Annotated in this window: 25 protein-coding genes and 1 other RNA gene; 5 read left to right on the top strand and 21 right to left on the bottom strand. The window is 69.1% G+C overall.

Features of this window, described 5'->3' with window-relative positions; genetic code table 11:
- Position 1 precedes the first annotated feature (1 nt).
- The 8 genes from FG385_RS23615 to FG385_RS23580 all read right to left on the bottom strand — a co-directional run bounded on the left by FG385_RS23615 (position 2) and on the right by FG385_RS23580 (position 7,513).
- Positions 2-1,102 (bottom strand): ABC transporter ATP-binding protein, encoded by a 1,101-nt coding sequence (locus FG385_RS23615; RefSeq protein ID WP_139098965.1) that lies wholly within the window; start codon positions 1,100-1,102, stop codon positions 2-4.
- Positions 1,103-1,189: 87 nt separating this feature from the next.
- Positions 1,190-2,176: an ABC transporter ATP-binding protein gene (locus tag FG385_RS23610; protein WP_139098964.1), complete on the bottom strand. Its 987-nt coding sequence runs from the start codon at positions 2,174-2,176 to the stop codon at positions 1,190-1,192.
- A gap of 2 nt (positions 2,177-2,178) precedes the next feature.
- Positions 2,179-3,105, bottom strand: a complete 927-nt coding sequence (locus FG385_RS23605; RefSeq protein WP_139098963.1) for an ABC transporter permease — start codon at positions 3,103-3,105, stop codon at positions 2,179-2,181.
- A complete protein-coding gene (locus tag FG385_RS23600) occupies positions 3,102-4,106 on the bottom strand; it encodes an ABC transporter permease (protein ID WP_139098962.1) in 1,005 nt (334 codons plus the stop codon). Before FG385_RS23600 ends, FG385_RS23605 begins: the two co-directional genes overlap by 4 nt.
- A gap of 86 nt (positions 4,107-4,192) precedes the next feature.
- A complete protein-coding gene (locus FG385_RS23595) occupies positions 4,193-5,857 on the bottom strand; it encodes an ABC transporter substrate-binding protein (protein WP_200834623.1) in 1,665 nt (554 codons plus the stop codon).
- A gap of 77 nt (positions 5,858-5,934) precedes the next feature.
- The gene (locus FG385_RS23590; protein ID WP_235022755.1) at positions 5,935-6,570 is read right to left on the bottom strand and encodes a uridine kinase family protein; all 636 of its coding nucleotides are present in this window, start codon (positions 6,568-6,570) and stop codon (positions 5,935-5,937) included.
- Positions 6,542-7,138: a recombination mediator RecR gene (recR, locus tag FG385_RS23585; RefSeq protein ID WP_139098961.1), complete on the bottom strand. Its 597-nt coding sequence runs from the start codon at positions 7,136-7,138 to the stop codon at positions 6,542-6,544. Before recR ends, FG385_RS23590 begins: the two co-directional genes overlap by 29 nt.
- 12 nt (positions 7,139-7,150) lie before the next feature.
- A complete protein-coding gene (locus FG385_RS23580; protein WP_139098960.1) occupies positions 7,151-7,513 on the bottom strand; it encodes a YbaB/EbfC family nucleoid-associated protein in 363 nt (120 codons plus the stop codon).
- Positions 7,514-7,607: 94 nt separating this feature from the next.
- Here FG385_RS23580 and FG385_RS23575 point away from each other — a divergent pair, with 94 nt between their 5' ends.
- Entirely contained in the window at positions 7,608-8,450 is an 843-nt protein-coding gene (locus FG385_RS23575) for an N-acetylmuramoyl-L-alanine amidase (protein ID WP_235022754.1), read from the top strand.
- On the opposite strand, the gene FG385_RS23570 is transcribed toward FG385_RS23575, so the two are convergent.
- The 6 genes from FG385_RS23570 to FG385_RS23545 form a co-directional block, all read right to left on the bottom strand.
- Positions 8,447-10,357, bottom strand: coding sequence for a DNA polymerase III subunit gamma and tau (locus FG385_RS23570; RefSeq protein WP_139098958.1), 1,911 nt, complete (start codon positions 10,355-10,357; stop codon positions 8,447-8,449). The two genes, FG385_RS23575 and FG385_RS23570, sit on opposite strands and share 4 nt — an antisense overlap.
- A 215-nt stretch (positions 10,358-10,572) precedes the next feature.
- Positions 10,573-10,665: signal recognition particle sRNA small type (ffs, locus tag FG385_RS23565), an RNA gene on the bottom strand.
- Between the two features lie 12 nt (positions 10,666-10,677).
- Positions 10,678-12,570, bottom strand: coding sequence for an ArnT family glycosyltransferase (locus tag FG385_RS23560; protein ID WP_139098957.1), 1,893 nt, complete (start codon positions 12,568-12,570; stop codon positions 10,678-10,680).
- A 13-nt stretch (positions 12,571-12,583) separates the two neighbouring features.
- Positions 12,584-13,816: a bifunctional glycosyltransferase family 2/GtrA family protein gene (locus tag FG385_RS23555; protein WP_139098956.1), complete on the bottom strand. Its 1,233-nt coding sequence runs from the start codon at positions 13,814-13,816 to the stop codon at positions 12,584-12,586.
- A gap of 41 nt (positions 13,817-13,857) precedes the next feature.
- A complete protein-coding gene (locus tag FG385_RS23550; protein ID WP_139098955.1) occupies positions 13,858-15,399 on the bottom strand; it encodes a HAMP domain-containing sensor histidine kinase in 1,542 nt (513 codons plus the stop codon).
- Positions 15,377-16,126: a response regulator transcription factor gene (locus FG385_RS23545; RefSeq protein ID WP_139098954.1), complete on the bottom strand. Its 750-nt coding sequence runs from the start codon at positions 16,124-16,126 to the stop codon at positions 15,377-15,379. Before FG385_RS23545 ends, FG385_RS23550 begins: the two co-directional genes overlap by 23 nt.
- Positions 16,127-16,307: 181 nt before the next feature.
- On the opposite strand from FG385_RS23545, the gene FG385_RS23540 reads away from it, so the two are divergent.
- Positions 16,308-16,874, top strand: coding sequence for a hypothetical protein (locus tag FG385_RS23540; RefSeq protein ID WP_139098953.1), 567 nt, complete (start codon positions 16,308-16,310; stop codon positions 16,872-16,874).
- A gap of 134 nt (positions 16,875-17,008) precedes the next feature.
- Here FG385_RS23540 and FG385_RS23535 read toward each other — a convergent pair whose 3' ends face one another.
- Positions 17,009-17,260 carry a DUF397 domain-containing protein gene (locus FG385_RS23535; protein ID WP_139098952.1) on the bottom strand — a complete coding sequence of 84 codons (252 nt, stop codon included), beginning with the start codon at positions 17,258-17,260 and terminating at the stop codon, positions 17,009-17,011.
- 224 nt (positions 17,261-17,484) lie between these two features.
- On the opposite strand from FG385_RS23535, the gene FG385_RS23530 reads away from it, so the two are divergent.
- Both FG385_RS23530 and FG385_RS34040 read left to right on the top strand, forming a co-directional pair.
- Positions 17,485-17,910, top strand: coding sequence for a hypothetical protein (locus FG385_RS23530; RefSeq protein ID WP_235022753.1), 426 nt, complete (start codon positions 17,485-17,487; stop codon positions 17,908-17,910).
- Entirely contained in the window at positions 17,907-18,083 is a 177-nt protein-coding gene (locus tag FG385_RS34040) for a hypothetical protein (RefSeq protein WP_160148872.1), read from the top strand. The genes FG385_RS23530 and FG385_RS34040 overlap by 4 nt, the downstream gene beginning before the upstream one ends.
- 23 nt (positions 18,084-18,106) lie before the next feature.
- On the opposite strand, the gene FG385_RS23525 is transcribed toward FG385_RS34040, so the two are convergent.
- Entirely contained in the window at positions 18,107-18,970 is an 864-nt protein-coding gene (locus FG385_RS23525; RefSeq protein WP_139098951.1) for a helix-turn-helix domain-containing protein, read from the bottom strand.
- Between the two features lie 202 nt (positions 18,971-19,172).
- Between FG385_RS23525 and gndA the strand changes: the two genes are divergently transcribed.
- Positions 19,173-20,612 (top strand): NADP-dependent phosphogluconate dehydrogenase, encoded by a 1,440-nt coding sequence (gndA, locus tag FG385_RS23520; protein ID WP_139098950.1) that lies wholly within the window; start codon positions 19,173-19,175, stop codon positions 20,610-20,612.
- 64 nt (positions 20,613-20,676) lie between these two features.
- On the opposite strand, the gene FG385_RS23515 is transcribed toward gndA, so the two are convergent.
- The 5 genes from FG385_RS23515 to FG385_RS23495 form a co-directional block, all read right to left on the bottom strand.
- Positions 20,677-21,378, bottom strand: coding sequence for a Clp protease N-terminal domain-containing protein (locus tag FG385_RS23515; protein ID WP_139098949.1), 702 nt, complete (start codon positions 21,376-21,378; stop codon positions 20,677-20,679).
- A 49-nt stretch (positions 21,379-21,427) separates the two neighbouring features.
- Entirely contained in the window at positions 21,428-22,138 is a 711-nt protein-coding gene (locus FG385_RS23510) for an RNA-binding domain-containing protein (RefSeq protein WP_139098948.1), read from the bottom strand.
- A gap of 83 nt (positions 22,139-22,221) precedes the next feature.
- Complete coding sequence (locus FG385_RS23505; RefSeq protein WP_139098947.1) at positions 22,222-23,391, bottom strand: 4-hydroxybenzoate 3-monooxygenase; 1,170 nt, start codon at positions 23,389-23,391, stop codon at positions 22,222-22,224.
- Positions 23,392-23,468: 77 nt separating this feature from the next.
- Positions 23,469-24,245, bottom strand: coding sequence for an IclR family transcriptional regulator (locus tag FG385_RS23500; RefSeq protein ID WP_139098946.1), 777 nt, complete (start codon positions 24,243-24,245; stop codon positions 23,469-23,471).
- Positions 24,246-24,260: 15 nt separating this feature from the next.
- Entirely contained in the window at positions 24,261-25,382 is a 1,122-nt protein-coding gene (locus FG385_RS23495; RefSeq protein ID WP_139098945.1) for a 5-methyltetrahydropteroyltriglutamate--homocysteine S-methyltransferase, read from the bottom strand.
- Positions 25,383-25,436: the final 54 nt, after the last annotated feature.

Here is a 25,436-nt window from a genome sequence, read left to right as displayed (position 1 = left end):
GTCACGGCTCGAGCATCTCCGTGACCGACGCGGCGTGCGGCACCGCGGGCCCGCTCGCCGCCTCGACTTCGACCAGTTCCGCCCGCACCTCGTGCGGGGTGATCCGCCCGGCCTGGATCTCCTCCGCCCAGTGGCAGGCCACCCGGTGCCCGGCGCCGATCTGCCGCAGTTCCGGGCGCTCGGTGTCGCACCGGGTCTCCTGCCGCCACGGGCAGCGCGTATGAAACCGGCAGCCCGAAGGCGGCGCCGCCGGCGAAGGCAGGTCCCCGGCGAGGAGGAGCTGCTCGCGGGTGTCTTCGACCTGCGGGTCCGGCACCGGGATCGCCGAGAGCAGCGCCCTCGTGTACGGGTGCAGCGGCTCGGCGTAGAGGGTTTCGGAGTCGGTCTCCTCGACCAGCGAGCCCAGGTACATCACGCCGATCCGGTCGGAGATATGCCGCACCACGGCGAGGTCGTGCGCGATCACCAGGTACGTCAGGCCGAGCGTGTCCTGCAACTCTTCGAGCAGGTTGATCACCTGGGCCTGCACGGACACGTCGAGCGCGGACACCGGTTCGTCGGCGACGATCAGGTCCGGCTCCACGGCGAGCGCCCGCGCGATGCCGATGCGCTGGCGCTGCCCGCCCGAGAACTCGTGCGGGTACTTCCGCAGCGAGTCCTCCGGCAGGCCGACGGCGGACAGCAGTTCCCGCAAGCGTTTGCGGGTGCTCTCCCGTCCCTTGTCCAGGCCGTGCGCGCGCATGCCCTCGACGAGGATCGACTCGACCGACTGCCGCGGGTCGAGGCTGGAGAGCGGGTCCTGGAAGACCATCTGCATCCGCCGCCGCATCTTGCGCAGCGCTTCGCCCTTCAGCTTCGACAGGTCGGTCCCGTCGAACACGACCCGGCCGCCGGTCGGCTCGACCAGCCGGAGCAGGCCGCGGCCCAGCGTGGTCTTGCCGCAGCCCGATTCGCCCACGAGGCCGTAGGTCTCGCCACGCCGGATCTCCAGGTCCACCCCGTCGACCGCGTACACGTAGCCGACCGTCCGGTCCAGCACCACCCCGCGCTTGATGGGGAAGTGCACCTCGATGCCTTCCACCCGCACCAGCGGCTCACTCATGCAGCACCCCCACCCTCTGCTTGCATGCCGTGAGGGACCCCCTCACGGCATATATGGGCATGAGGGGGTCCCTCACGGCACAACCGTTCATGCGCGCACCCCCTGCATCGCGCCTACCGGGTTGTGGCACCGGAGCATCCCGCCGTTGTCCGGCACCAGTTCCGGGGTCACCTCGCGGCAGCGGTCCAGCGCGTTCGGGCACCGGGGCGCGAAGGCGCACCCGTGGTCCCACGGGATGTTGTCGGCCACGGAACCCTTGATCGGCACCAGTTTCTCGCCCCGCGGCGCGTCCAGCCGCGGGATCGACTCGAGCAGGCCGTGCGTGTACGGATGCCGTGCCGTCGCGAACAGCGCATGCCGCTCGGCCCGTTCCACCACGCGCCCGCCGTACATGACGTTGACCTCGTCGCACAGCCCCGCGACGACCCCGAGGTCGTGCGTGATCATGATCAGCGCGGTGCCGGTGTCGCGCACGAGTTCCGAGAGCAGCGCGAGGATCTGCGCCTGGATCGTCACGTCGAGCGCAGTGGTCGGTTCGTCCGCGATGAGCAGCCGGGGCTTGCACGCGAGCGCGATCGCGATCAGCGCGCGCTGGCGCATCCCGCCGGAAAGCTGGTGCGGGTACTCGGAAAGCCGCCGCGCCGGGTCCGGGATGCCGACCCGATCGAGCAGGTCCTTCGCCGCCAGGCTCGCCTGCCTGCGGCGCATCCCGCGGTGCCGCTCGAGCACCTCCGTGATCTGGAGGCCGATCGGGATAACCGGGTTCAGCGAGGACAGCGGATCCTGGAACACCATGCCCAGATCGCGGCCGCGCTTGTCACGCAACTGCCTGTCCGACAGCGTCAGCAGTTCGGTGCCCTCGAAGCGGACCGAACCTTTCACCTCGGCCCCGCGTTTGGGCAGCAGGCCCATGATCGCCAGCGCGGTCACCGACTTGCCACTGCCCGACTCACCGACCAGGCCGACCGTACGTCCGGGCTCGACCTCGAAACCGACCCCGTCCACCGCGGTGAACGGGCGCACTCCCTTGCGTTTGAAGGTGACCGAGAGGTCCCGGATCTCCAGCAGTGCCACTACTACCGCCTGTTCTTCGGGTCGAGCGCCTCGCGCAGCGACTCACCGAGCAGCGTGAAGCCCAGCGCCACGACGATGATCGCGATCGCCGGGTAGAACGCGAGTTCCGGTTTCACGTCCAGGTAGTCCTGCGACTTGCCCAGCATCAGGCCCCATTCGGCGCGGGTCCAGTCCGAATCGCCGAGGCCGAGGAAGGACAGCGCCGCCGCGTCGATGATCGAAGTCGCCAGCGTCAGCGTCGCCTGCACGATGACCGGCCCGACCGAGTTCGGCAGCATATGCCGGAACACGATCGTGCCCCGCCGCACGCCCAGCGCCGTCGCGGCGAGCACGTGGTCGCTCGACCGCTGCGCGAGCATCGCGCCCCGCAGGAGCCGGGCGAAGATCGGCACGCTGACCACGGCGACCGCGATGATGACCGTCCACTGTGTACCGTGAGAGAACAGCGCCGCGATCGAGATCGCCAGCAGCAGCGAGGGAATCGCGAGCAGGATGTCGGTGAACCGCATGAGCAGCGTGTCCACCCAGCCGCCGAACGCGCCGGCGACGCCACCGATGAGCATGCCGACGCACACCCCGATCAGCGTCGCGACGACGCCCACGATGAGGGTCTGCTGCGAGCCGACGAGCAGGCGCGAAAAGAAGTCGTAGCCGTTCTGGTCGCTGCCGAGGAGGAATCCCGGCATCGGGCCGGGGATGGAGTCCGGCCGCAGGTGGTTCTTCAGCGCGTCGTACGGGATGTGCGGGTTCTTCGGTGCCAGGAACGGCGACAGGATCGCCAGCAGCACGAACAACGCCGTGATCACCGCGCCGATGATGGCGATCGGGCTGCGCGACATCCGCTTGAACGCGTCCGCCGCGAGGCTCGTCCCGCCCGAGGCGAGGTCGTCGATGCGGTCCTTCTTGCGCCTCAACAGGTTCGTGGTCATCGCACCCGCACCCTCGGGTCGATGATCGCGTACGAGACGTCCACCAGCAGGTTGACCAGCACGTACACGAACGCGGCCAGCAGCAGCAAGGCCTGCAGCCGCGGGTAGTCACGCCGCTCGATGCCCTGCGCGAGCATGTAACCGAGACCGGGGATGTTGAACACCTTCTCCGTCAGCACCGCGCCGGCCAGCAACAGGCCGGTCTGCAGGCCGATCGTCGTCGACACCGGCAGCAGCGCGTTGCGCAGGATGTGCCGGCGGCGGATCACCGGCGTGGTCAGGCCCTTGGACTCCGCGGTACGCACGAAATCCTCCTGCTGGACGTCCAGTACGGAAGCCCTGGTGATCCGCACGATCACCGCGAACGGGATGCTGGCCAGTGCGATCGCGGGCAGGATCAGGTGCTTGATCGCGTCCCACGCGGCGTCGAACTCACCGGTCAGCAGACCGTCGAGGACGAAGAACCCGGTGACGTGCGTGGCGTCGATCGTCACGTCCTGGCGCCCGGACGGCGGCAGGATCCCGAGTTTCTGCGCGAAGACGTACTTCAGCAGCACGCCGAAGAAGAACACCGGGACCGCGACCCCGATCAGCGTGGTGAGCACGGTCGCGTTGTCGATCAGTCGGCCGCGGAAGCGGGCGGCCACATAGCCGAGCGGGATCCCGAACGCGATCGCCAGCACGAGCGCGAACAGCGACAGTTCGACCGTCGCCGGGAACGCGCGGCCGATCTCGGCCAGGACGGAGTCACCGCTGATCAGCGAGCTGCCGAAGTCGCCGGTGAGGACCCGGCCGAGGAACTTGAAGTACTGGATGTAGATCGGCTGGTCCAGCCCCAGCAGATGGTTGAGATCGGCCAGCTTCTGCGGTGTCGCCTTGTCCCCGAGCAGCGCGCCCGCCGGTCCGCCGGGCAGCAGCCGCAGCCAGGCGAACACCAGGATGGAGAGCACGAGAAGGGTAGGCACCGCCTGCAGCAGCCGGCGAAGGATGAATCTCAGCATATGGTTCGTGCCCTAACGGATTCCTTCTGCGGAAAGGTACCCCGCCCGGGATCGCCGTGGCGGGGTACCTTCCGCGAGAAGCTCTGTCAGCCCTTCGTGACCGTGTAGAAACGCTCGTCGGTCAGCGGGGTCGGAATGAGGTTGTGGATGTTGTTCTTGACCACGATCGCCGGCGGCGACGAGGTCAGCGGCACCGCGGGCACGTACTGCGAGATCAGCACGCTCGCCTGCTCGTAGGCGGTCTTCTTGGCCTCCGGCGTCGTCTGGGCGTCCGCATTGGACAGTGCGGAGAAGATCTGCGGGTTGTTGAACCCGAACTCCGCCTTCTGCCGGCCGAAGAACGTGCCGATGAAGTTACCCGCGTCCGCGTAGTCGCCGGTCCAGCCGAGCAGGTGCAGGTCCTGCTTACCGGCCTTCTGCACGTCGTCCTTGTAGCCGCCGTTCCATGGCTCCTGGACGATGTTGACGTTGATGCCGACGGCCTTGAGGTCGTCCGCGATCGCGCCGCCGATGTCCACCGGGTTCGGCATGTACGGGCGGGTGACCTCGGTGGGCACGTAGAAGTTCAGCGTCAGCCCGGTCGCCCCGGCCTGCTGCAGCAGCGCCCTGGCCTGGTTCGGGTCGTAGCTGTGCTTCTCCACCGCGTCGGTGTAGCCGGGCACGTTGTTCGGCAGGAACTGCGTCTGCGCGTAGGCGCCGCTAGGCAGCTTGTTCTTCGCCAGCTGGTCCTTGTTGATCGCGTATTCGATCGCCTTGCGGACGCGCACGTCCTGCAGCTTCGGGTTGTTCTTCTGGTTGATGCCCAGGTACAGGATGTTGAACGCGGGGCGGATCAGCACCTGGTCGCCGGCGGCCTTGAGCGAGGCGTAGTCGGCCGGGTTCGGGAAGTCGTAGCCGTCGATGGTGCCGGCGGCCAGCTCCTGCTTGCGGGCGTTCTCGTCCTCGATGATCTTGAAGATGAGCTTCGAGGTCTTGGCCTTCTCACCCCAGTAGTCGTCGTTGCGGACGAGGGTGATCGTCTTGTTCGTCTTGTCGTAGCTTTCGAACTTGTACGGGCCGGTGCCGGTGGGGTGCTCGTTCGCGTACGCGGGGTAGGTGAACGAGTCGCCGCTCTGCGTCACGGCGTCGGCGTCGTACTTCTTCAGCGCGTCCGGGCTGGAGATCGACAGCGAGGTCAACCCGAAGGCGTCCGGGAACGCGCCCTTCGCCTTGTTCAGGTTGAGGACGGCGGTGTAGTCGTCCTTGGCCTCGCAGGACTTGTAGACGGGGCTGCCGGTGGCGTCACCCTCGTTGTGCGCGAAGCCTTCGAACACGTCGCCGTAGTAGATCATCTGACTCTGCGCGGCGGCGCCCTTCATGTTGTACCAGCGGTCGAAGTTGAAGCAGACCGCGGCGGCGTTGAAGGGGGTGCCGTCGTGGAACTTGACGCCCTGGCGAAGGGTGAAGGTCCAGGTCCTGGCGTCGTTGCTCGGCGTCCACGCGGTCGCCAGGTCGCCCACCAGCTGGGTGGTGCCGGGCTTGTAGGTCACCAGCGTGTCGAACATCTGGCGCGCCGGACGGAAGCTCTCCCCGTCGTCGTTGAAGATGGGGTCGAAGTTCTTCGGCGCGCCCGCGGCCCCGAAGACGAAGGTGTCGTTCGCGCCACCGCCCGAACCGCGTTCGGAGGCGCAGGCCGACATGGCCAAGGCGAGCGCGCCGGTAAGCCCGATCAGGGCGAGTCGGCGCAGACGAGCCACCCGCTGAGGGAGCATGTGAACTCCTAGGAGAACGTTCCAGTTTGTGATCGACGACCCTAACCGGATCCGGGCGGTTTGCTAACCATGCGAGGTTACGATCGCGCTACGTAAAGGGTGAAGCTGTCGCACCCTGGGGCTATGTCGTCGCGTTGCGTCAACGATCCCGCCCGTTTGCCCACTCGCTCTCCCCCGAATGGGTTAAGGGCGTTGTCGATGGCGAACCAGCCGCGTTCGAACTCCTGCCACCTCTCCAGATGCGGACGGGCGGCCTCGCCGTCTCGCCGCACAGCCCGTTCGAGACGCTCGGCAGGGCCCGGACCATCGAGCACGACCAGTGCCGAGAGCAGTGGCCGCACCGATGCCCGGCCAGCCGATACCCCTTCCAGGATCAGGATTTCCGGTGGCGGGACGGTGACGTGTTCGCCAGGTTCGGGAGTTCCGCTGGTCCAGTCCAGCTTGACGTAGTGGCCCGGCTCGCCGCGGGCGAGCGGTTCGAGCACGCCCTCGGCCAGGCGCGGCCACCACCCGACGGGGTCTGCCCAGGTGGCGAAGGAGTCCGTGCTGATGATCGTCGCGGACCCGAGTGCGGCGCTCAGCTTCGCGGCGAAGGTGGACTTGCCGGCCCCGGACGGACCGTCGACCGCGACCAGCCGCACCTGCCCGAGCCGGGGCGGCGCGGCGAGCACCGCCGCGGCGAGCTCAGAGAGCCCGGCGGCCGGATAGGGCACGGCCGAGGGTCAGCTCGTCGGCGAACTCCAGGTCTCCGCCCATGGGCAGGCCGGAGGCGAGGCGCGTGACGGTGAGACCCGGGAAGTCGCGCAGCATGCGGACGAGGTACGTGGCGGTGGCCTCGCCCTCGGTGTTCGGATCGGTCGCGATGATCACCTCGGTGACCTCCTCCCCGCCGATCCGGGTCAGCAGCTCGCGGATGCGGAGCTGGTCCGGGCCGACCCCGGACAGCGGGTCGAGCGCGCCGCCGAGCACGTGGTAGCGGCCCTTGAACTCGCGGGTCCGCTCGACGGCGAGGACGTCCTTCGGTTCCTCGACCACACAGATCTGCGACGTGTCGCGGCGCGCGTCGCGGCAGATGCGGCACTGCTGCTGCTCGGAGACGTTGCCGCAGATCTCGCAGAACTGCACGCCCTCGCGGACCTTGCCGAGCACGTCCTGCAGCCGCGCGATATCGGCGGGATCCGTGGCCAGCAGATGGAACGCGATCCGCTGCGCGCTTTTCGGACCGATGCCAGGCAGGTGGCCCAGCTCGTCGATCAGATCCTGGACTACCCCTTCGTACAACGGACGCGCCTTCTAGCCGAGCCCGGGCAGACCGAGGTTGCCCAGGTCGGGCATGCCGCCGCCGATTGCGCCGGCTACCGGGCCGAGCTTCTCTTCGGTGAGCTTCTGGGCGTTCTTGGTGGCGTCCCGCACCGCGGCGACGATCAGGTCGGCCAGCGTCTCGGTGTCCTCGGGGTCGACGACCTTCGGGTCGATCTTGAGGCTTTTGAGCTCCATGCCGCCGGAGACGGTCGCGGTGACGAGCCCGCCCCCCGCGCTGCCGGTGACCTCGGTGCGCGCGAGCTCCTCCTGCGCGGCGACGAGCTGCTGCTGCATCTGCTGCGCCTGCTGGAGGATCGCCTGCATGTCGGGCATTCCACCGCCGGGTTGAACCATGGTTCGGGTTTCCCATCTTCGAGGGGCCTGCACGTGCCACCAGCCTAGCCGCGCGAACCGGCTGGTGTGGCTCAGGCGCGGCGGGTGTGACACCGTGTTCGCCGTGCGAAGGGGTCTTGGTGCGGGAGCGCTCGCGGGCTTGCTGCTGCTCGCGGCATGTTCGGGCGGCGCCGCCGCGCCCGCCCCGGATCCGGCGACGCGGTCGGTGTCGGTTTCCCCGTCCCAGGCGCCGCCGACCACCACCCCGTCGACGGTCGCCGCCAAACCCCCGGCCACGTCGCGTCAGGCGAAGGCGGTGGTCGTGCTCGATCCTGGGCACAACGGCGGGAACGCGAGCCATCCCGCCGAGATCAACAAGCAAGTCCCGGCCGGGCGTGGCGCGACCAAGCCGTGTAACACCACCGGGACCTCGACCAGCGCGGGCTACGCCGAGCACGCGTTCACCTGGGACGTCGCGCAGCGCGTCGGAGCCGCGCTGGCCGCGCAAGGCGTGCGGGTCGTCTACACGCGGGACAGCGACACGGGCGTCGGTCCGTGCGTGGACAGGCGCGCGGCCATCGGAAACGAGGCCGGCGCCGCCGCCGTGGTGTCGATCCACGCGGACGGGTCGGACTCCCCGGGGGCCCGGGGCTTCCACGTGTCGTATTCGAGCCCGCCGCTGAACGCCGCGCAGCGCACCCCGTCGATCGCGCTGGCAGACGACCTCCGCGACGCATTCGGCGGCGCGGGCTTTCCCACGTCGAACTACCTGGGCGCCAACGGCATCTACCCGAGGCGCGATCTGGCGGGCCTGAATCTCTCGACCCGCCCGGCGGCCCTGGTCGAATGCGGCAACATGCGCAACCCGGCCGAGGCCGCGGCGATGTCTTCAGCAGCGGGCCGCCAGCACTACGCCGACGCGATCGTGGCGGCGATCCTCCACTACCTGAACGGCTAGTCGAGGCGGCGAGCACCGAGATGCTCGGAGAGAAGTTGGTGGGCGGCTTCGTCCGGGTCGATCACGGGGGCCGGGGCCGAGCCTGCCATCACCGAATCTTCGGCGAGGATCTCGGCTTCGTCCTCGTCCGGCTCCGGCGGGAGTGGGATATCCGGTTCGGCCGGCCGGGGCTTGACCTGCGGGGCCGGCTGGGCCTGCTGGGTCGGGCGCTGGAAGGTGCGCTGCTGCTGTTGCGGCGCCTCCCGCTGCGGCGGGCCCGGCTGCGGCCGCGGGCTCGGACCGCTCGGCCGCGGCGAGCCGCCGCCACCGCTTCCGCCGTGCACGCACCGGACCTGCCACGTCCCGCCCAGCACCTCGTGCAGCGCGGAAGCGACGGAATCGGCGTTGCGCGGCTCGGAAAGCCTGCGCGCCAACGGTTCCGCGGTGTGCGAGAGCACGACCGTCGAACCTTCGACGCTCTGCACGGTGGCGTGCGTGAGCATCGCCTCGGTGCTGCGGCTCGTCTTGCGGATCGCGGCGAGCAGATCCGGCCAGACGCGGCGGATCTCCGCCGCATCGAAGCCGTCGGACACCGGTTCCGCTTGCACCGCAACGGGTTCCGCTACCGGGGAGCTGGGTTCGGCGACCGGACGCGGCGCGGGTTCGGCTGCGGGACGCGGGGCCGGCTCGGGTGGGCGCGCCGCTTCTGGCGCGCGTTGCGACGGCCGCTGAAAGGACCGTTCGGGGGCAAGGGCCGGCGCGGCAGCTGTCACGCCACCTCGTTCGAGGCGTTCCAGGCGTTGCAGCAAGGCCGCTTCACCGTCCGAAACGGACGGCAGGAGCATCCGTGCGCAGAGCAGCTCCAGCAACAGCCTCGGCGCCGTCGCACCGCGCATCTCGAGCAGTCCATTATGGACTATCTCGGCGTAACGGGTCAGCGTGCCGAGCCCGATGCGCTCGACCTGGGCGGTCATCCGGGTGACCTCGTCCTCGGGCGCGGTGACCAGCCCTCGCGCCGCCGCGTCGGGCACCGAGCGGACGAGCACGAGGTCACGCAGCCGGTCCAGGAGGTCCGAGGCGAACCGCCGCGGATCGTGGCCGGCTTCGGCGAGCCGTTCGACCGTGCCGAACACCGCCGCCGAGTCCTCCGCCGCCAGCCCGTCGATCAGGTCGTCGATCAGCGCGACGTCCGTGACGCCGAGCAGGGATACCGCGCGCTGGTACGTCACGCCCTCGGGCCCGGCGCCCGCGAGCAACTGGTCGAGTACCGACTGCGTGTCGCGCGCGGAACCGCCGCCGGCGCGGATCACCAGCGGATACACCGCCGGCTCGACATCGACGCCTTCGGCGGCGACGTTGCGCTCCAGCAGTTCGCGCATCGAACTCGGCGGGATGAGCCGGAACGGGTAGTGGTGGGTGCGCGAGCGGATTGTCGGCAGCACCTTGTCGGGTTCGGTGGTGGCGAAGATGAAGATCAGGTGTTCCGGCGGCTCTTCCACGATCTTGAGCAGGGCGTTGAAACCCTGCGTGGTGACCATGTGCGCCTCGTCGATGATGAACACGCGGTAGCGTGATTCGGCGGGCGCGTAGAAGGCCCGGTCGCGTAACTCACGCGCGTCGTCCACGCCGCCGTGGCTGGCCGCGTCGAGTTCGGTGACGTCGATGCTGCCGGATCCCTCCGGCGCCAGCGCCCGGCACGAATCGCATTTGCCGCACGGGTCCGGCGTGGGCCCCTCGACGCAGTTGAGCGACCGCGCCATGATCCGCGCGCTGGACGTCTTCCCGCAGCCTCGCGGCCCCGAGAACAGGTACGCGTGATTGATCCGCCCCGCGGCGAGCGCGGTGCGCAACGGCTCGGTGACATGCTCCTGGCCGACGACCTCGGCAAAGGTCGCCGGCCGGTACTTCCGATAAAGAGCCAAAGCCACGTCGCGAGACTACCGCCCCGCACCGACACCCAACGAACCCCTAACTCGCCAACCCCGAACCCCAACTCACCCGCGGCGAAAGCCGGACTCGCGCTGGTCCAACCAACACGCAACCACGCCCGCCAACGCAAGAAGCCCGCACCGTGGGGTCCGGGGGCTCGGCCACCGGAAACAATGAAGGGTGCGGCAAGAGGGATGGTGGCAGAAAGCCACCGAACAGGGGACCCCCGCACCCGTCAGAGCCTGCTTATCCTTGCTGCCTTCCGGCCCTGGGGAGGTTCACAGGATGGACGCCGCGGGGGTCCGTTGCCCAGTGTAGGTCAAGACGAGGACAGGGGTTTCGTCAGGTCGTACACGGTGGTGGTGCCGACCGTGGTGGAGTGGAAGTTCTGCTCGACCCAGGTCGTGATCGAACTGCCGCCCCGGCCGCCCATACCTCCCATGCCGCCACCGGAGACGTAGTACGTGATCTCCCCGGTGGCGACGTACTGCTTGAACTGTGCGAGCGTGGGCGCCGGGTCCCCGCCGTTGAAGCCGCCGATCGCGATGACGGCCTTGCCGGAGTTGAGCGCGAGACCCGCGGCGGACTGGGAGCCGTCGGCCGCGGCGGCCCATTTCGTGGTGGTGGCCTTCAGCATCGCGATCACCTGGCTGTTGGTCTGACTGCCCTCACCGGGCCCGCCGCCCATCCCACCGCCGAACCCGCTCCTGCTGGCGGTTGCGGGCCCGGACGCCGGGATGGCTCCGGTGTGCGGTGTCGCCGCGGTGACCACGGCGTACGCGGTGGTGCCGAGCATGCCGGTGATCAGCGCGCTGACTCCGAGCACCACGCCCGCGCGGCGCACCCGGTCGACGCCGAACAGCAGGCCCGCGACGACGATCGCGGTCAGGACGAGCATCGTGTACCGCAGCCACGGCTGCCACGAGGGCACCCGGTCGAGCAGGATGAAGTCCCAGATGCCGGTCGCCGCGAGCATCAGGGCGAGCGCGATGCGGGCGGGGAAGTTGTGCCGGCCGCGCCACAGTTCGAGCGCGCCGATGCCGATCAGGCCGGCGATGCCCGGCGCGAGCGCCACCGTGTAGTAGGGGTGGATGATGCCGCTCATGTAGCTGAACACCAGCACGGTGACGACGGTCCAGCCGCCCCACAGCAGCAGGCCGCCGCGGGTGGGGTTCGTGCGCGGGAAGAACCGGGTGAACCACAGCCCGGCGACGAGCGCGATCAGCGCAGCCGGCAGCAGCCACGAGATCTCCGAGCCGAACGACGCACCGAACATGCGGGTGATGCCGGTCGCACCGCCGAACCCGCCGCCGCCGACACCTCCGGCGCCGCCGGGACCGCCGCTGCCCCCGGGGTTCCCGTCCCCGCCGAAGATCCGGCCGAGGCCGTTGTAGCCCAGGGCGAGTTCGAGCGCGCTGTTGTTGGTCGAACCGCCGATGTACGGCCGGCTCGATGCGGGCCACAGCGCGACGACCGCGACGTACCAGCCCGCGGACACCACGACGGCGAGCCCCGCGGCGAGCACCTGCAGGATCCGGTTGCGGAGCGTGGTCGGCGCGGCCACCAGGTACACCAGCGCGAACACGGGCAGCACCACGAACGCCTGCAGCATCTTGGCGATGAAACCGAACCCGATCGCGACCCCGGCGAGCACCAGCCACCGGGTGCTCGCCTTTTCCAGCGCGCGGACGGTGCACCAGGCCCCGAGCGTCATGAGCAGGACCAGCAGCGCGTCCGGGTTGTTGAACCTGAACATCATGGCCGCGACGGGGGTGAGCGCGAGCACCGAACCGGCAAGCAGCCCGGCGGCCGGGCCGTTGGTGCGCCGCACGGCAAGGTAGAGCAGCCCGACGGAACCGACGCCGCACAGGGCGTTCGGCACGAGCATGCTCCAGCTGGAGAAGCCGAAGACGCGGCCGGACAGTGCCATCAGCCAGATCGAGGCGGGAGGCTTGTCGACGGTGATCACATTGCCCGGGTCGAGCGACCCGAAGAAGAGCGCCTCCCAGCTCTTGGTGCCGGCCTGGACGGCCATCGCGTAGAAGTCGTTGGCGTAGCCGGAAGCGCCGAGGTTCCACAGGTACAGCCCGGCCGTCGCAAGCAGCAGCACGGCCACCGACGGCCGGACCCACCGTGGCCGGTCGGGGGCGCGCGTGGCTGCGACGGGGCCGGACCCCACGGCGTGGCGCGGAGCGGCGGACGCGGTCGTCATCGGCGAGATTCTCCTATCGGTTTTTACGGAAGACCCAGTTGCGGAAGAGCAGGAAACGCAGCACCGTGGCAGCCAGATTGGCCAGCACCAGCACGGCCAGCTCGGCGAACCTGCCCGGTTCCCCGCCGGCGTGCAGCAGTGCGAGCGAACCGCTCGTGAGCGCCAGCCCGAGGCCGAACACGATCAGCCCCTCGAACTGGTGCCGCCCGGCGCCGCGGGCACCCCGGACACCGAAGGTGAAGCGGCGGTTGGCCGAGGTGTTCGCGATCGCGGTCAGCAGCAGCGCGACGAGGTTCGCCGCCTGCGCGCCCATTCCGAGCCGCAGCAGCACGAACAGCGCGAGGTAGGCGAGCGTGCTGCCGACGCCGATCACCGCGAACCGCACCAGCTGCGTGGCGAGCCTCGGTGGTACCCCGGGTGTGGACACGCCGATCGGCTCCCGTCCGAGCTGGGCGCGGATCTCGCTGACGGGGAGTGCGCCCCTCGCGAACGCGCGGATCATGCGGGCCACGCCCTTCAGGTCGGCGGTGGCCGTGGCTGGGATGTTGACCGAGGAGTTCGGGTCGTCGATCCAGTCGACGGGCACCTCGTGCGTGCGCAGGCCGGCGCGCTGGGCCAGCACCAGCAGCTCGGTGTCGAAGAACCAGCCGGTGTCCTCGACGAGCGGCAGCAGTTGCCTGGCGACGTCCGCGCGGATCGCCTTGAACCCGCACTGCGCGTCGGAGAACCTGGCGGCGAGCGTGCCGCGCAGGATCAGGTTGTAGCACCGGGAAATCAGCTCCCGTTTGGGGCCGCGCACCACGCGCGCGCCGCGGGCGAGCCGCGAACCGATCGCGAGATCGGAATGCCCGGAGATGAGTGGCGCGACGAGCGGCAGCAGCGCCGCAAGATCAGTCGACAAGTCGACATCCATATAGGCCAGCACCTGCGCGTCGGAGGCGGACCAGACGGCCTTCAGCGCGCGTCCACGACCCTTCTCGTCGAGGTGGACGACCTCGACCTCGGGGATCTCGCCGGCGAGTCCAGTGGCGACAGCGAGCGTGCCGTCCGTGCTCGCGTTGTCCGCGATCGTGATGCGGTACCGGTAGGGCACGGCGTCCCTGAGGTACGCACGCAGTCTGTGTACACATGGCGCGAGATCGATCTCCTCGTTGTACACGGGGATGACCACGTCGAGCACCGGAGAAGTGGTGACTATCGGGGGAATGGCCCGCGCCGCTGCGGGAGAAGCGTCTGCGGAGGTCATGGCGACAACGGTGGCCCCGGCCGTTGTGCCGACCATGTGGCCTAGCTGTGCGGACGCTGTGAGCCCGGCACCGATGGGCGACCCTTGGCGATGATCACCACCGGGAAGCGAACCCGGAACTCCGTTCGTCCCGGTTGACTTCGGACACTCACTTCTCCTTGGTGCACAGCGACGACGGCGGCCACGATCGCCAGCCCGAGCCCGGTGCTGCCCGCCTCGCGCGAACGCGACGTGTCACCGCGGGCGAACCGCTCGAACACCTCGGGCAGGACGGTTTCGGGAATTCCTGGACCGTTGTCGGCGACGGTGAGCGCCACCTGTCCATCCTCAGTGGACAGTCGGGTGGTGACCGTGGTGCCGGGCGGGGTGTGCGTACGCGCGTTGTTCAACAGGTTGAGCACGACCTGGTGCAGCTGATCCGAATCGCCGACGACGAGCAGCGGTTCGGGCGGGACGTCCAGCAGCCACCGGTGGTCCGGACCTGCCGCATGCGCATCGGCGACGGCGTCGGCCACCAGCCGGGTCAGATCCACCGGCGCGTGCACCCGGTTCCGCCCGGAGTCCAGGCGTGCCAGCAGCAGGAGCTCCTCGACGAGCGTGGTCATGCGCGCGGACTCGGACTCGACGCGGCCCATCGCGAACGCGATCTCCGCGGGCACCTCGTCCGCACTTCGCCGGGTCAGCTCCGCGTACCCGCGGATCGCGGCCAGCGGCGTGCGCAGTTCGTGGCTCGCGTCGGCGACGAACTGGCGCACCCGGCTTTCGCTCGCCTGCCGCGCCGCGAGCGCCGCCGCGACATGCCCGAGCATGCGGTTGAACGCCGCGCCGACCTTGCCGACCTCGGTCCGCGGGTCGGTGTCGGCGTCGGGCACCCGCACCGGCAGGGCCACTTCACCGCGGTCCAGCGGCAACTCCGACACCTGCGACGCGGTGTGCGCGAGCCGGTCGAGCGGCCGCATCGTCCGCCGCACGGTCGCCGCGCCGATGGCACCGGCGAGCAGCAACCCACCCAGCGCGACCCCGCCGAAGATCAGCCCGAGCTGCCACAGCGTCGCGGTCACGTCGACCAGCGGCAGGCCGGTGATCAGCGTCGTGCCGGCGGGGGTGTGCACCGACACGACGCGATATTCACCGAGGTTGCCGAGGGAGACACTGTGGAAATGGCCGTTGGACGGCAGCTTGAGCAGCTCGTCGAGCTCAGCCTCGGGCACCGGCTTACTTGGGAACGGGTCCTCCGGGCTCGGCGGCACCCCGCCGAGCAGCACGCCCGCGCGGACCACGCCATCCCGTTCGATCAGCACGCCGAGGGTTCCGATGCCCTGGCCGGGCACGCGCAACGAGTCCGGCGGCCGTGGCCCCGTGGGGAACGACGGGGTGCCCGGGGGCGGGCCCCGCGTGCCCCGGTCGCTCGCTGCGGTGAGCCGGGCGTCGAGCTGGTGGAGGAGGAAGCTGCGCAGCGCGACCTCGGTGACCACGCCGACCACCAGGCAGACGACCGCGAGCAACACGATGAGCTGCGCGATCAGCTTTCCGCGCAGCGAGGAGGGGACGAACCGACGCCTAGGTTGCGGGCTTGAGGACATACCCCGCGCCGCGCATGGTGTGGATCATGGGCTCCCTGCCTGCGTCGATTTTCTTCCGCAGGTACGAAATATAGAGCTCCACGATGTTCGCCTGCCCGCCGAAGTCGTAGCTCCACACGCGGTCCAGGATCTGGGCCTTGGACAGCACCCGCTTGGGGTTGCGCATGAGGAAGCGGAGCAACTCGAACTCGGTCGCGGTGAGCGAGATCGGCCCGCTCCCGCGATGCACCTCGCGGCTGTCCTCGTCGAGCGTCAGCTCGCCCACGACCAGCAGGGACCCCTCGCGAGCCGCGACGACGTGGGAGCGGCGCAGGAGCGCGCGCAGCCGGAGCACGACCTCCTCGAGGCTGAACGGCTTGGTCACGTAGTCGTCGCCACCCGCGGTCAGGCCGGCGATCCGGTCCTCGACGGCGTCGCGTGCGGTGAGGAACAGGACCGGCAGGTGCGGCGCCTCGGCACGGAGCCTGGCCAGCACCTCGAGACCGCTGAGGTCGGGCAGCATCACGTCGAGCACGACGGCGTCCGGGCGGAAGTCACGCGCGGTGCGGACGGCCTCGGTTCCGTTGCCCGCGCTGCGGATCTCCCAGCCTTCCATGCGCAGCGCCATCGACATCAGCTCGGCGAGCGTCTCCTCGTCGTCGACGACGAGGACGCGTACGGCCGAGCCGTCCGCGTGCCGCAGATCGGCCTTGGCGGGGCCGGACGCCATCGCGTTCATGCTGGTCATGGTCCCATCATGCGGTGCCGGTGTGAGCCGTGCCTGTGCGCGATCTGTGCGTTCGCTGTGAACGCGCGGGTGCACAGCGTGCGCCCACCTCGTACACAGGCCGCACACAGAAAGGGTGCCGAACCTGGCCGCCGTGAGAGCTTGCCCGTGAACCGGGCGCCGAACTTCGGGAGAGGACACGATGACTACCGAGCCGACGACCACCCAGCAGGCTCCTCCGGCCTGGGGAGACCCGCAGCCGCCCGCGCCGAAGTGGTCCGGCAAGAAGACCGCGATCGCGGTGGCCGTCGCCGTCGTGATCGCCGCGGCCGGCGGGGTCGCGATCTACGCCGGCACCTCCGGCGCCGGCAACAGCGCGCAGCAGGGCTTCGGCGGCCCCGGCGGCGGCCGCGTGATGTTCAACGGCGGCGCGATGGCCGGGCTGGAGGCCCTGCGAGACGCGCTCCACGGCGACTTCACCGTGGAGCAGAACGGCAGCTACGTCACCGAGCGGATGCAGACCGGTCAGGTCACCGCGCTGAGCGCCACGTCGATCACGGTGAAGAGCGCCGACTCCTACACGCAGACCTACGCGATCGACTCGGCCACGGACAAGGCGAGCAACCTGGCCACTGGTTCGACCGTGACCGTGGTGGCGAAGGTGTCCGGCGGCTCGGCGACGGCGATGAGCATCACCGACGGTAGCCAGGCGCAGCGGGGCGGCTTCCCCGGCGGCGGCCAGCAGGGCGGCGGTCCGCGGCAACCGTAGGGTTCGTCGAACTGACCGGACGGTGCCCGCTTCCGTGTCCAGCGGAAGCGGGCACCGGCATGGTCACCGGTTCGCGCCCGGGAACTCTGGGTCCACTGTGGTCAATAACACACGAACGTCAATAATCGCGTTGGTTACGCGAGGTCGAACTGGCCCGCCTTCACGCCGGCGAGGAAGGCGTCCCACTCGCCCACGTCGAACACGAAAACCGGGCTGGCCTGCAACTTCGTGTCGCGCACGCCCACCAGACCGCTACTGCCCAGGTTGACTTCGACACAGTTGCCGCCATTGGGCTCGCTCGCGAAAGATTTCTCCCACCGGCCCTCATCGAACAGCGCTGCGGCCGTCTCCGGGTCGTAAGCCAGGGGGCGCGGGTATTCCGCCATGGGTCTTACCTCCGTGCGTTCTTCCGGCACCGGCCTGCGCAAACGGCCTAGGCGCCTGGTGCTTGTGGACCTGGGCAGGTCCAGTCGGGTGAGCCAAGGATTGACCACTCGACACCGGGATTATTCCAGGAGTAGGATTAATCACGTCAACCGGGGGTACAAGCCCTTGTGACCGAGCTCCTGCCTCACCAGGCCGGGCAGCCATCCTTGCGGGGAGGTTCATCGTGTTCGGAGCAGCCGCGGGCAGCACGCTCACGGTGTCGCCACCGGCCCCCTTCATGGTCGTCGGCCGGATCGACGGGCACGAGAAGGCGGTCGGCGTCGCCACGCCGGCCGAAGCGCTCGCCCAGATGCTCGACTGGCTCCGCACGGACGCGAACGCCGCGTTCGTCTGGTATCTGCGAGAGGACTGGCCCGAGCCGGTGACGCTGATCGGCCGGCCGGCGAGCGGTGTCGTCGGGGAGACTCGGCGCAGTGCTCACCTGTTCCACGTGCGTCCCGGCGTCGCACTGCACGGCTCGATCACGGCGCGGTGCGGAACCGAACTCTCGCTCACCGACATCGAATGGCTGCGCCTTGGCGCCGGAATGCCGTGCGAGTGCTGTCTCGTCACGGGTGCCCGGCACGAACTGGGAAGGATGGGCCGATGACCGTCAGGATCGGTGACGTGACCACGGTGAAACGGCGACGCGACCGCGACGAGGACGAAGCCCGCACCGGGTTCGCGGACCGGCCCAGGCCGACGATCACCGGCGGCCTCCGGCGGCAACGGCACAGCTGGTGGTACCACCTCGAATTCGCGCTGCTGAAGTCCCACGCCTGAGAATCCCGGCTGGGCAAGGTACGTCAGAAGCGCTGGCCCATCTCCGCGCGATAGGACTCGGCCATTTCCTTGAGGAACTCGCGGGTCTCCTGGCGTTCCAGCGCGGCGCCGCGAAGCCTGTCCCAGCCGTCGACGAAGAGCTGGAAGTCCTTCTGGTCGTCCAGGTAGATACCGCCGGCGGAATGCTCGATGTAGACGAAATCCCTTGTGCGGTCAGGGAAACGCATGATGGTGAAGTCGTTGGGCACGGCCGCCAGGCGGGCCTCGAACGTCAGCACGTGGATGTACACCCGCTGGCGCCGGTCGAGTTCCATCAGGTGCTCGATCTGGTCGAGCATCACGGCCGGCGCCTTGCCGCCCGGCGCGCGCCGCAACGCGGCCTCGCTCAGGATGAACCGGTAGTAGGGCGGCTGCGGCTGGTCGAACACCGCCTTGCGGTCGAGCCGGTTGCGCACCAGGGAAGTCACGTCCGTGGCGCCGAACTCGGTGAACTGCTTGAGCATGTAGTGCTCGGACTGCAGCGGCCCCGGGACGCGCTCGCCGTGCCAGGTCATGATCTCCGCGGCAGCCGGTTCGAGATCGGTGAAAGTGCGGAACCAGTGCGGCACCACGGACCGGTAACCGGACCAGTGCCCGCGCTGCCCGGCCGCCGCACGGGCCAGGTTCATCAGCGCCTCGGACTCGTCCCCGTTGACGCCGAACGCATCCAGCATCGTCCGCACGTCGCCGAGCTTGACGCCGACGGCGCCCGATTCGATCTTGTTGACCTTGCCCTGGGTGCAGCCCAGCACCTCGGCCACCTGCTGCTGCGTCATCTTGGCCGCGGTACGGGCATGGCGAAGCTCGTTACCGAGCTGCTTGCGCCGCGAGGTAACGGTGCTAGCCATCGCTCACTTCCGGGGCCCCTCGACCTTTCACTCCAAGCTACGATCATAGGCCGTTGACGGTCCGTGATCACACACCGGATTGTCACAGTGACAGCCGCCAAGGATGGCAGGAAATCGCGCCGAACGCCAGTTACTCGCGCGTTCGCCGGGGCGGGCCCCGGCCGCGCTAGGGTTCGAAGTAGGCGAAAACGGAAGGCGGACAATGAGCAAGAAGGCAAGTATCGGGGTCACCGGGCTTGCGGTCATGGGCCGCAACCTCGCCCGGAACCTGGCCCGGCACGGCCACACCGTCGCCCTGCACAACCGTTCCGAGCAGCGCACGCGCGACCTGGTCGAGCAGTTCGGCGACGAAGGCGACTTCATCCCGGCCTACTCCGCGCAGGAGTTCGTCGACGCGCTGGAGCGGCCGCGACAGATCGTGATCATGGTCAAGGCCGGCGCCCCGACCGACGCCGTCATCGACGAGTTCGCCCCGCTGCTGGAGAAGGGCGACGTGATCGTCGACGCCGGCAACGCACATTTCGCGGACACGCGCCGCCGTGAAGCGGCGCTGCGCGAGCGGGGGCTGCACTTCGTCGGCACCGGCGTCTCCGGCGGTGAGGAGGGTGCGCTGCACGGGCCGAGCATCATGCCCGGTGGCTCCAAGGAGTCCTACGAGTCCCTCGGCCCGCTGTTCGAGGACATTTCGGCCAAAGTGGACGGTGAGCCGTGCTGCACGCACATCGGCCCCGACGGCGCCGGGCACTTCGTCAAGATGGTGCACAACGGCATCGAGTACGCGGACATGCAGTTGATCGCGGAGTCCTTCGACCTGCTGCGCGGCGCGCTCGGCCACTCGCCGGCGCAGATCGCCGACGTGTTCCGCACGTGGAACACCGGCCGGCTCGACTCGTACCTGATCGAGATCACCGCCGAGGTGCTCGCGCACACCGACGCCGCGACCGGCAAGCCGTTCGTGGACATCGTGACCGACCAGGCCGAGCAGAAGGGCACCGGCCGCTGGACGGTGCAGACCGCGCTGGATCTCGGGGTGCCGGTCAGCGGGATCGCCGAGGCTGTCTTCGCGCGTTCCCTTTCCGGCAGTGCCGACCTGCGGGCCGCCAGCCGAGGCCTGCCCGGCCCGTCCCGCGCGCCGCTGACCGGTGCGGCGGCGGAGAGCTTCGCCGACGACGTCGAGCGCGCGCTGTACGCGTCGAAGATCGTCGCGTACGCGCAGGGCTTCAACCAGATCCAGGCCGGTGGCGCCGAGTTCGGCTGGGACATCGACCTCGGTGCGGTGGCGAAGATCTGGCGCGGCGGCTGCATCATCCGCGCGAAGTTCCTCGACGACGTGTCCGCCGCGTTCGCGGCCGAGCCGGGCCTGCCGACCCTGCTGACTTCCGGCGACTTCCGCAAGGCCGTCGAGGACGCGCAGGACTCGTGGCGTTCGGTGGTCGCGACGGCGGTCCGGCTGGGCATCCCGGCGCCCGGGTTCTCGACCGCATTGGCCTACTACGACGGTCTCCGCGCGGAACGGCTCCCGGCCGCACTCGTGCAGGGGCAGCGCGACTTCTTCGGCGCGCACACCTACCGCCGCGTCGACCGGGAGGGCTCGTTCCACACCGCGTGGGCAACCTCGGACCGCCCGGAGTCCCCAGCCTGATGGGTCTTGCGGGGCCTTGCCGTGAGGGGGTCCCCCACAGCCGTAAAGGGCATGAGGGGCCCCCTCACGGCGCGGTCAGCGTGCTGAGTATCGCCTTGAGTTCGTCCTCGGCGGCGGCCTTGGTGATGCCGAGGCCGGTGAGCACCTCGTAGGCCGGGCCTTCGGCCTGTTCGAGCAGGCCGAGCAGGATGTGCTCGGTGCCGATGTAGTTGTGGCCCAGCCGCAGGGCTTCCCGGACGGTGAGTTCGAGCGCCTTACGGCTGGCCGCGCTGAACGGGATGCGCTCGGGCACGGTCCCGGCGGGCGGCGGCAGCACAGCCGTGACCCGCTCACCGAGCGCGGCGGGGGAACCACCCAGCTTCTCGATGATCCTCTGCGCGAGGCTCTCGCGCTCACCGATCAGGCCGAGCAGGATGTGGGCGGGGCCGATCTCGTCGTTGCCCACTCCGCGGGCCGCTTTCCCGGCCGTCTCGAGGGCCCGCTGGGTGCGCACGGTGAAACGGCTGTAATCCACCTCGTCGGAACTCCTGGGGACGAAGCGTTTCTGTGCCGCCTGCTTCGAAACGCCCATGCTGGTACCGATTTCGGACCAGGACGCACCGGATCGCCTTGCCTGGTCGACGAAATGGCCGATGAGGTGATCGGCGACCTCGCCGACCTGCTCGGCCACGAGCATCGCGTCGGACAACTGCTGGAGGGCGCCCGCCCCCGGGTGCTGGTTCTTCACGGACTCGATCAGATCGTCGAGTTTGACGGGATTGGTCATGCGTCAACTCTAGGTTGACGATCCGGTTGCGTCAACCTAGAGTTGACGATCATTCGTCGCCGAGCATGGCCTTACCCGTCCGGCGATAACGGACCTTAGGGCTTCTGATCGACTCGCCGACAACATCCACCGTGCCTTCATTCCGCAGGATGCGCAGCCAGCGCGCGACCGTTTTTCCGGACATGCCAAGCCGTTCTGCGATTTCAGCTCTGGTCAACTCAGCGGCACCCAGCGCTTCGAGCACTTCCCGGCGACGATCAGCCCTGGCTCCCGGTGCGGCTCCCAGCGCGGAAGAGGAAACGAGTTCGTAGCGGGCCCAGCGACGGCTCCCCGTTTGCACCACCAGACCCCGTGCCACCAGATCACCCAACTCGGCAGTGGCCTGGCGCGAGTCGGCTCCGCGAGCGAAGCAGGGCCTTCGCGTGCGATCGAGCGCAGGCACTTCCGCGACGATCACGTCCACCCCTTCGAACCGATGCGTCCTTATCAGAGGCCGAAGTGGCGGATCCATTTCGCCGGCACAGACCGCACCGAGATCCGCAACCATCTTGGCGGCGTTCCGGACGCCGGACGCCCGGAACCCGGACATCTCGTCAAGACCGAGGATCAGCATCCCGCCGCGTGTGTTGGCGAACGCGGACAAGGTATCGCGGACCGATCGAGGCAGCCTGTCCTCGGCCCGTTTCGCTTCTACGTCCGCATCGTCCGCCCCGAGCGCGCGCAGGTTCTTGACGACGTCCCCGAGCTCCTCGTCCAGCACTGCCACTCCTACATGCTCACTAACATGCTCATCATGGCACAGTGAGCATGCTCTGGTGAGCATGCTGGCCACGCGCCTCGCGCTCAGCCGAACGGCAGCCCGACGTAGTTCTCCGCCAGGCTGGTCGCCGCTGCTCGCGATGACGCCGTGTACCGCAGTTGGGAGAGCTGGAGACGGCGCTGGAAGTCGCCGCCGTCGGGGTCGATGTGCAGCATCGAGGTCATGTACCAGGAGAAATGCTCGGCACGCCACACCCGCCTCAGGCAAGTGTCCGAATAGGACTCAGCCAGCTCGCTTCGCCCGTGTTGCAACAGGTCCACGAGCGCCCGGGACAGCACCCGCACATCCGCGACGGCCAGGTTCATGCCTTTCGCCCCGGTGGGCGGGACGATGTGCGCCGAGTCGCCGGCCAGGAAGAGGCGGCCGTACTGCATCGGCTCGGCGACGAAGCTGCGCATGGGCGTGATGCCCTTGTCCAGGATCGGGCCCTCGCTCAACGAGAAACCACCGGCGGTCTCGAGGCGCGCCGAGAGCTCCGACCAGATGCGGTCGTCCGACCACTCCTCGATCTTCTCGTCGACCGGAACCTGCAGGTACAGCCGCGTGATCTCCGGGGAACGCATGCTGTGCAGGGCGAAGCCACGCTCATGGTAGGTGTAGATCAGCTCCTCGTGCGAGGGCGGAGTCCGCGCCAGCACGCCGAGCCAGGCGAACGGGTACTCGCGATCCACCGCCTTCAGCCCGGGCATCGACGGCCGGCTCACCCCGTGGAACCCGTCGCAGCCCGCGATCACGTCGCAGTCCAGCACGCGCGACACACCGTCCGCGTCGCGATAGGTCACCCGCGGCCGATCTTCGATCCCGTGAAGCTCCACATCGGACACTTCGAATTCGACCGGATAGCCCTTCGCCTCGTGTGCGGCGATGAGGTCCTTCACGATCTCCTGCTGGCCGTACACCGTGATCGTCTTTTCGGTCAGTTCGGACAGCGCGATCCGGTGGTCCTCGCGATCGAACCGGAGCGAGAAACCGTGATGCGGCAGCCCTTCCGCATCGAGCCGGGCGCCGACCCCGATCTCCCGCAACAACTCGACCGTCGGATGCTCGCACACCCCCGCACGCACGCGCCGTTCCACGTACTCACGGCTGCGCGCCTCGATGACGACGGCGTCGATACCCTCGGAGTGCAGCAAGTACGACAGCAGCAAGCCCGCCGGCCCCGCGCCGATGATGCCCACCTGTGTCCGCGCCACGTGCAACCTCCCTGGCCTCGTCGTCCGGCCCCCAGCATGGATTGCGAGCGCCGAAAACGCAGTCGCCCTTCCACTGGCTAGAAGTCCGGCTGGCGCGTCGCCCTCGGCGCGCCGAGCCTGCGGGAGATCCCGCGCGCGGCCGCGCGGACCGCCGGCACCAGGGTGCGCGGTTCGGTACCTGCCGCCGGCACGACGATCGAGATCGCCGCCACGACACTGTCCTGGTGCCCGTATACGGGCGCCGCGACCGATAGCGACACCAGCTCGACCTGCCGGTCGCTGATCACGAACCCGTCGCGCCGCACGTCGGCCAGCACCCGGCGCAGCTGTTCCGGCGCGCAGATCGTCTTCGGGGTGTACGCCTTCAACGGTCCGGCGAGCACCTTCTCCTGCACCTCGGCCGGGGCGTGCGCCAGCAATACGAGCCCGACCCCGGTGGCATGCGCGTCCAGCCGGCTCCCGACCCGCGACAGGATGCTGACCGCGTTACGCCCGGAGATCCGCTCGACGTAGACCACCTCGGGCGCGTCGAGCACGGCGAGTTGCACGTTCTCGTGGGTCGCCTCGTACAGGTCTTCGAGATACGGCATCGCGGCTTCACGCAGGCCCATCCCGTGCGAGAGCGACGCGATCTCCCACAACCACAGGCCGACGCGGTACTGCCCGTCCTCCTGCCGCTCCAGCGCGCCGCGCCGGGCCAGCTCGCCGACTATCCGGTGCGTCGTGGACAGCGGCAGGCCGGTCCGGCGGCTCAGCTCGGACAGGCTCAGCGACGGCCTGTCCGGGGTGAACGCGCCGAAGACGTCGAGCACCCGGTCGACGACCGAAGGCGCCTTTGCCGAGGTGTGCCGCATCAGACCAGCATACGGTCAGCCCCAGACCACAGCCGCCGTTTCGACGATGCGCTCCAGCTTCGCCTTCTGCTGGTCTTCGGTGAGGTCGTTGCCCTCCTCCGTCGAGGAGAACCCGCACTGCGGCGAAAGGCAGAGCTGGTCGATGTCGACGTACTTCGACGCCGCCTCGATGCGCTGCCGCAGCGAGTCGACGCTCTCCAGTTCGCCGCGCTTCGTGGTGACCAGGCCCAGCACGACGTACTTCCCCTTGGGCACGAAACGCAGCGGCTCGAACCCGCCGGAGCGCTCGTCGTCGAACTCGAGGAAGTACCCGTCCACGTTGAGCTCGTTGAACAGCGCGTCCGCGACGAAGTCGTACCCGCCCTGCGCGACCCACGAAGAGCGGAAGTTGCCGCGGCACAGGTGCGTCGTGACGGTCATGCCGGCGGGTTTGCCGGCAAGCGCGGCGTTCATCGTCTTGATGTTGCGCACGTGCTGCTTGTCCGGATCGCCGCCCATCTTCGCGACCATCGCGCGCTGCTCGGGGTCGTTGAGGTAGGCCAGGCTCGTGTCGTCCAGCTGCAGGTACGTGCAGCCGAGGGAGGCCATGCCCGCGATCTCCTTGGCGTACGCCGCGGCGAGGTCCTCGTAGAACTGTTCGAGGTCCGGGTACACCGACTCGCTGACCGCGGCCCGCCCGCCCCGGTAGTAGATCATGCTGGGCGAGGGGATGGTCTGCTTCGGCGTGATCCGAGCGTCCACAATAGACTTCAGGAACTCGAAGTGCCGCCCGAAGATGACGCCGTCGAGGCCCACCTTCGCGTCCACCTTCAGCCCGGCCGGGTTGAACTCGATGTCCCCGGCGGCGTTGTGGAACCGCACATGCAGCTTCTCGTCGCTCTTGCTGATGCCGCGCAGCTGGTAGATGAAATCCATATGCCAGGACGCGCGACGGAACTCTCCGTCGGTGGCGGACTGCAGGCCGGCGGATCGCTGCAGTTCGACGACACCACGGATGGCCTCGTCCTCGACGGCGCGCAGCCCGTCGGCGTCGATCACTCCCTTGGCGAAGTTCTCCCTCGCCTCGTGCAGCTTCGCGGGGCGCAGCAGGCTACCGACATGGTCGGCGCGGTACGGAGGTGTAGTGCGCGGAGTCATGCTTCGATCCTGGTGTCTGACACCGCCGGAAGGCAACTCTTCGCCGGCGCTGCG

The sequence above is a fragment of the Amycolatopsis alkalitolerans genome, from assembly GCF_006152065.1.
Classification (GTDB): Bacteria; Actinomycetota; Actinomycetes; order Mycobacteriales; family Pseudonocardiaceae; genus Amycolatopsis_E; species Amycolatopsis_E alkalitolerans.
This window is presented reverse-complemented; position numbering and strand designations above follow the sequence as displayed.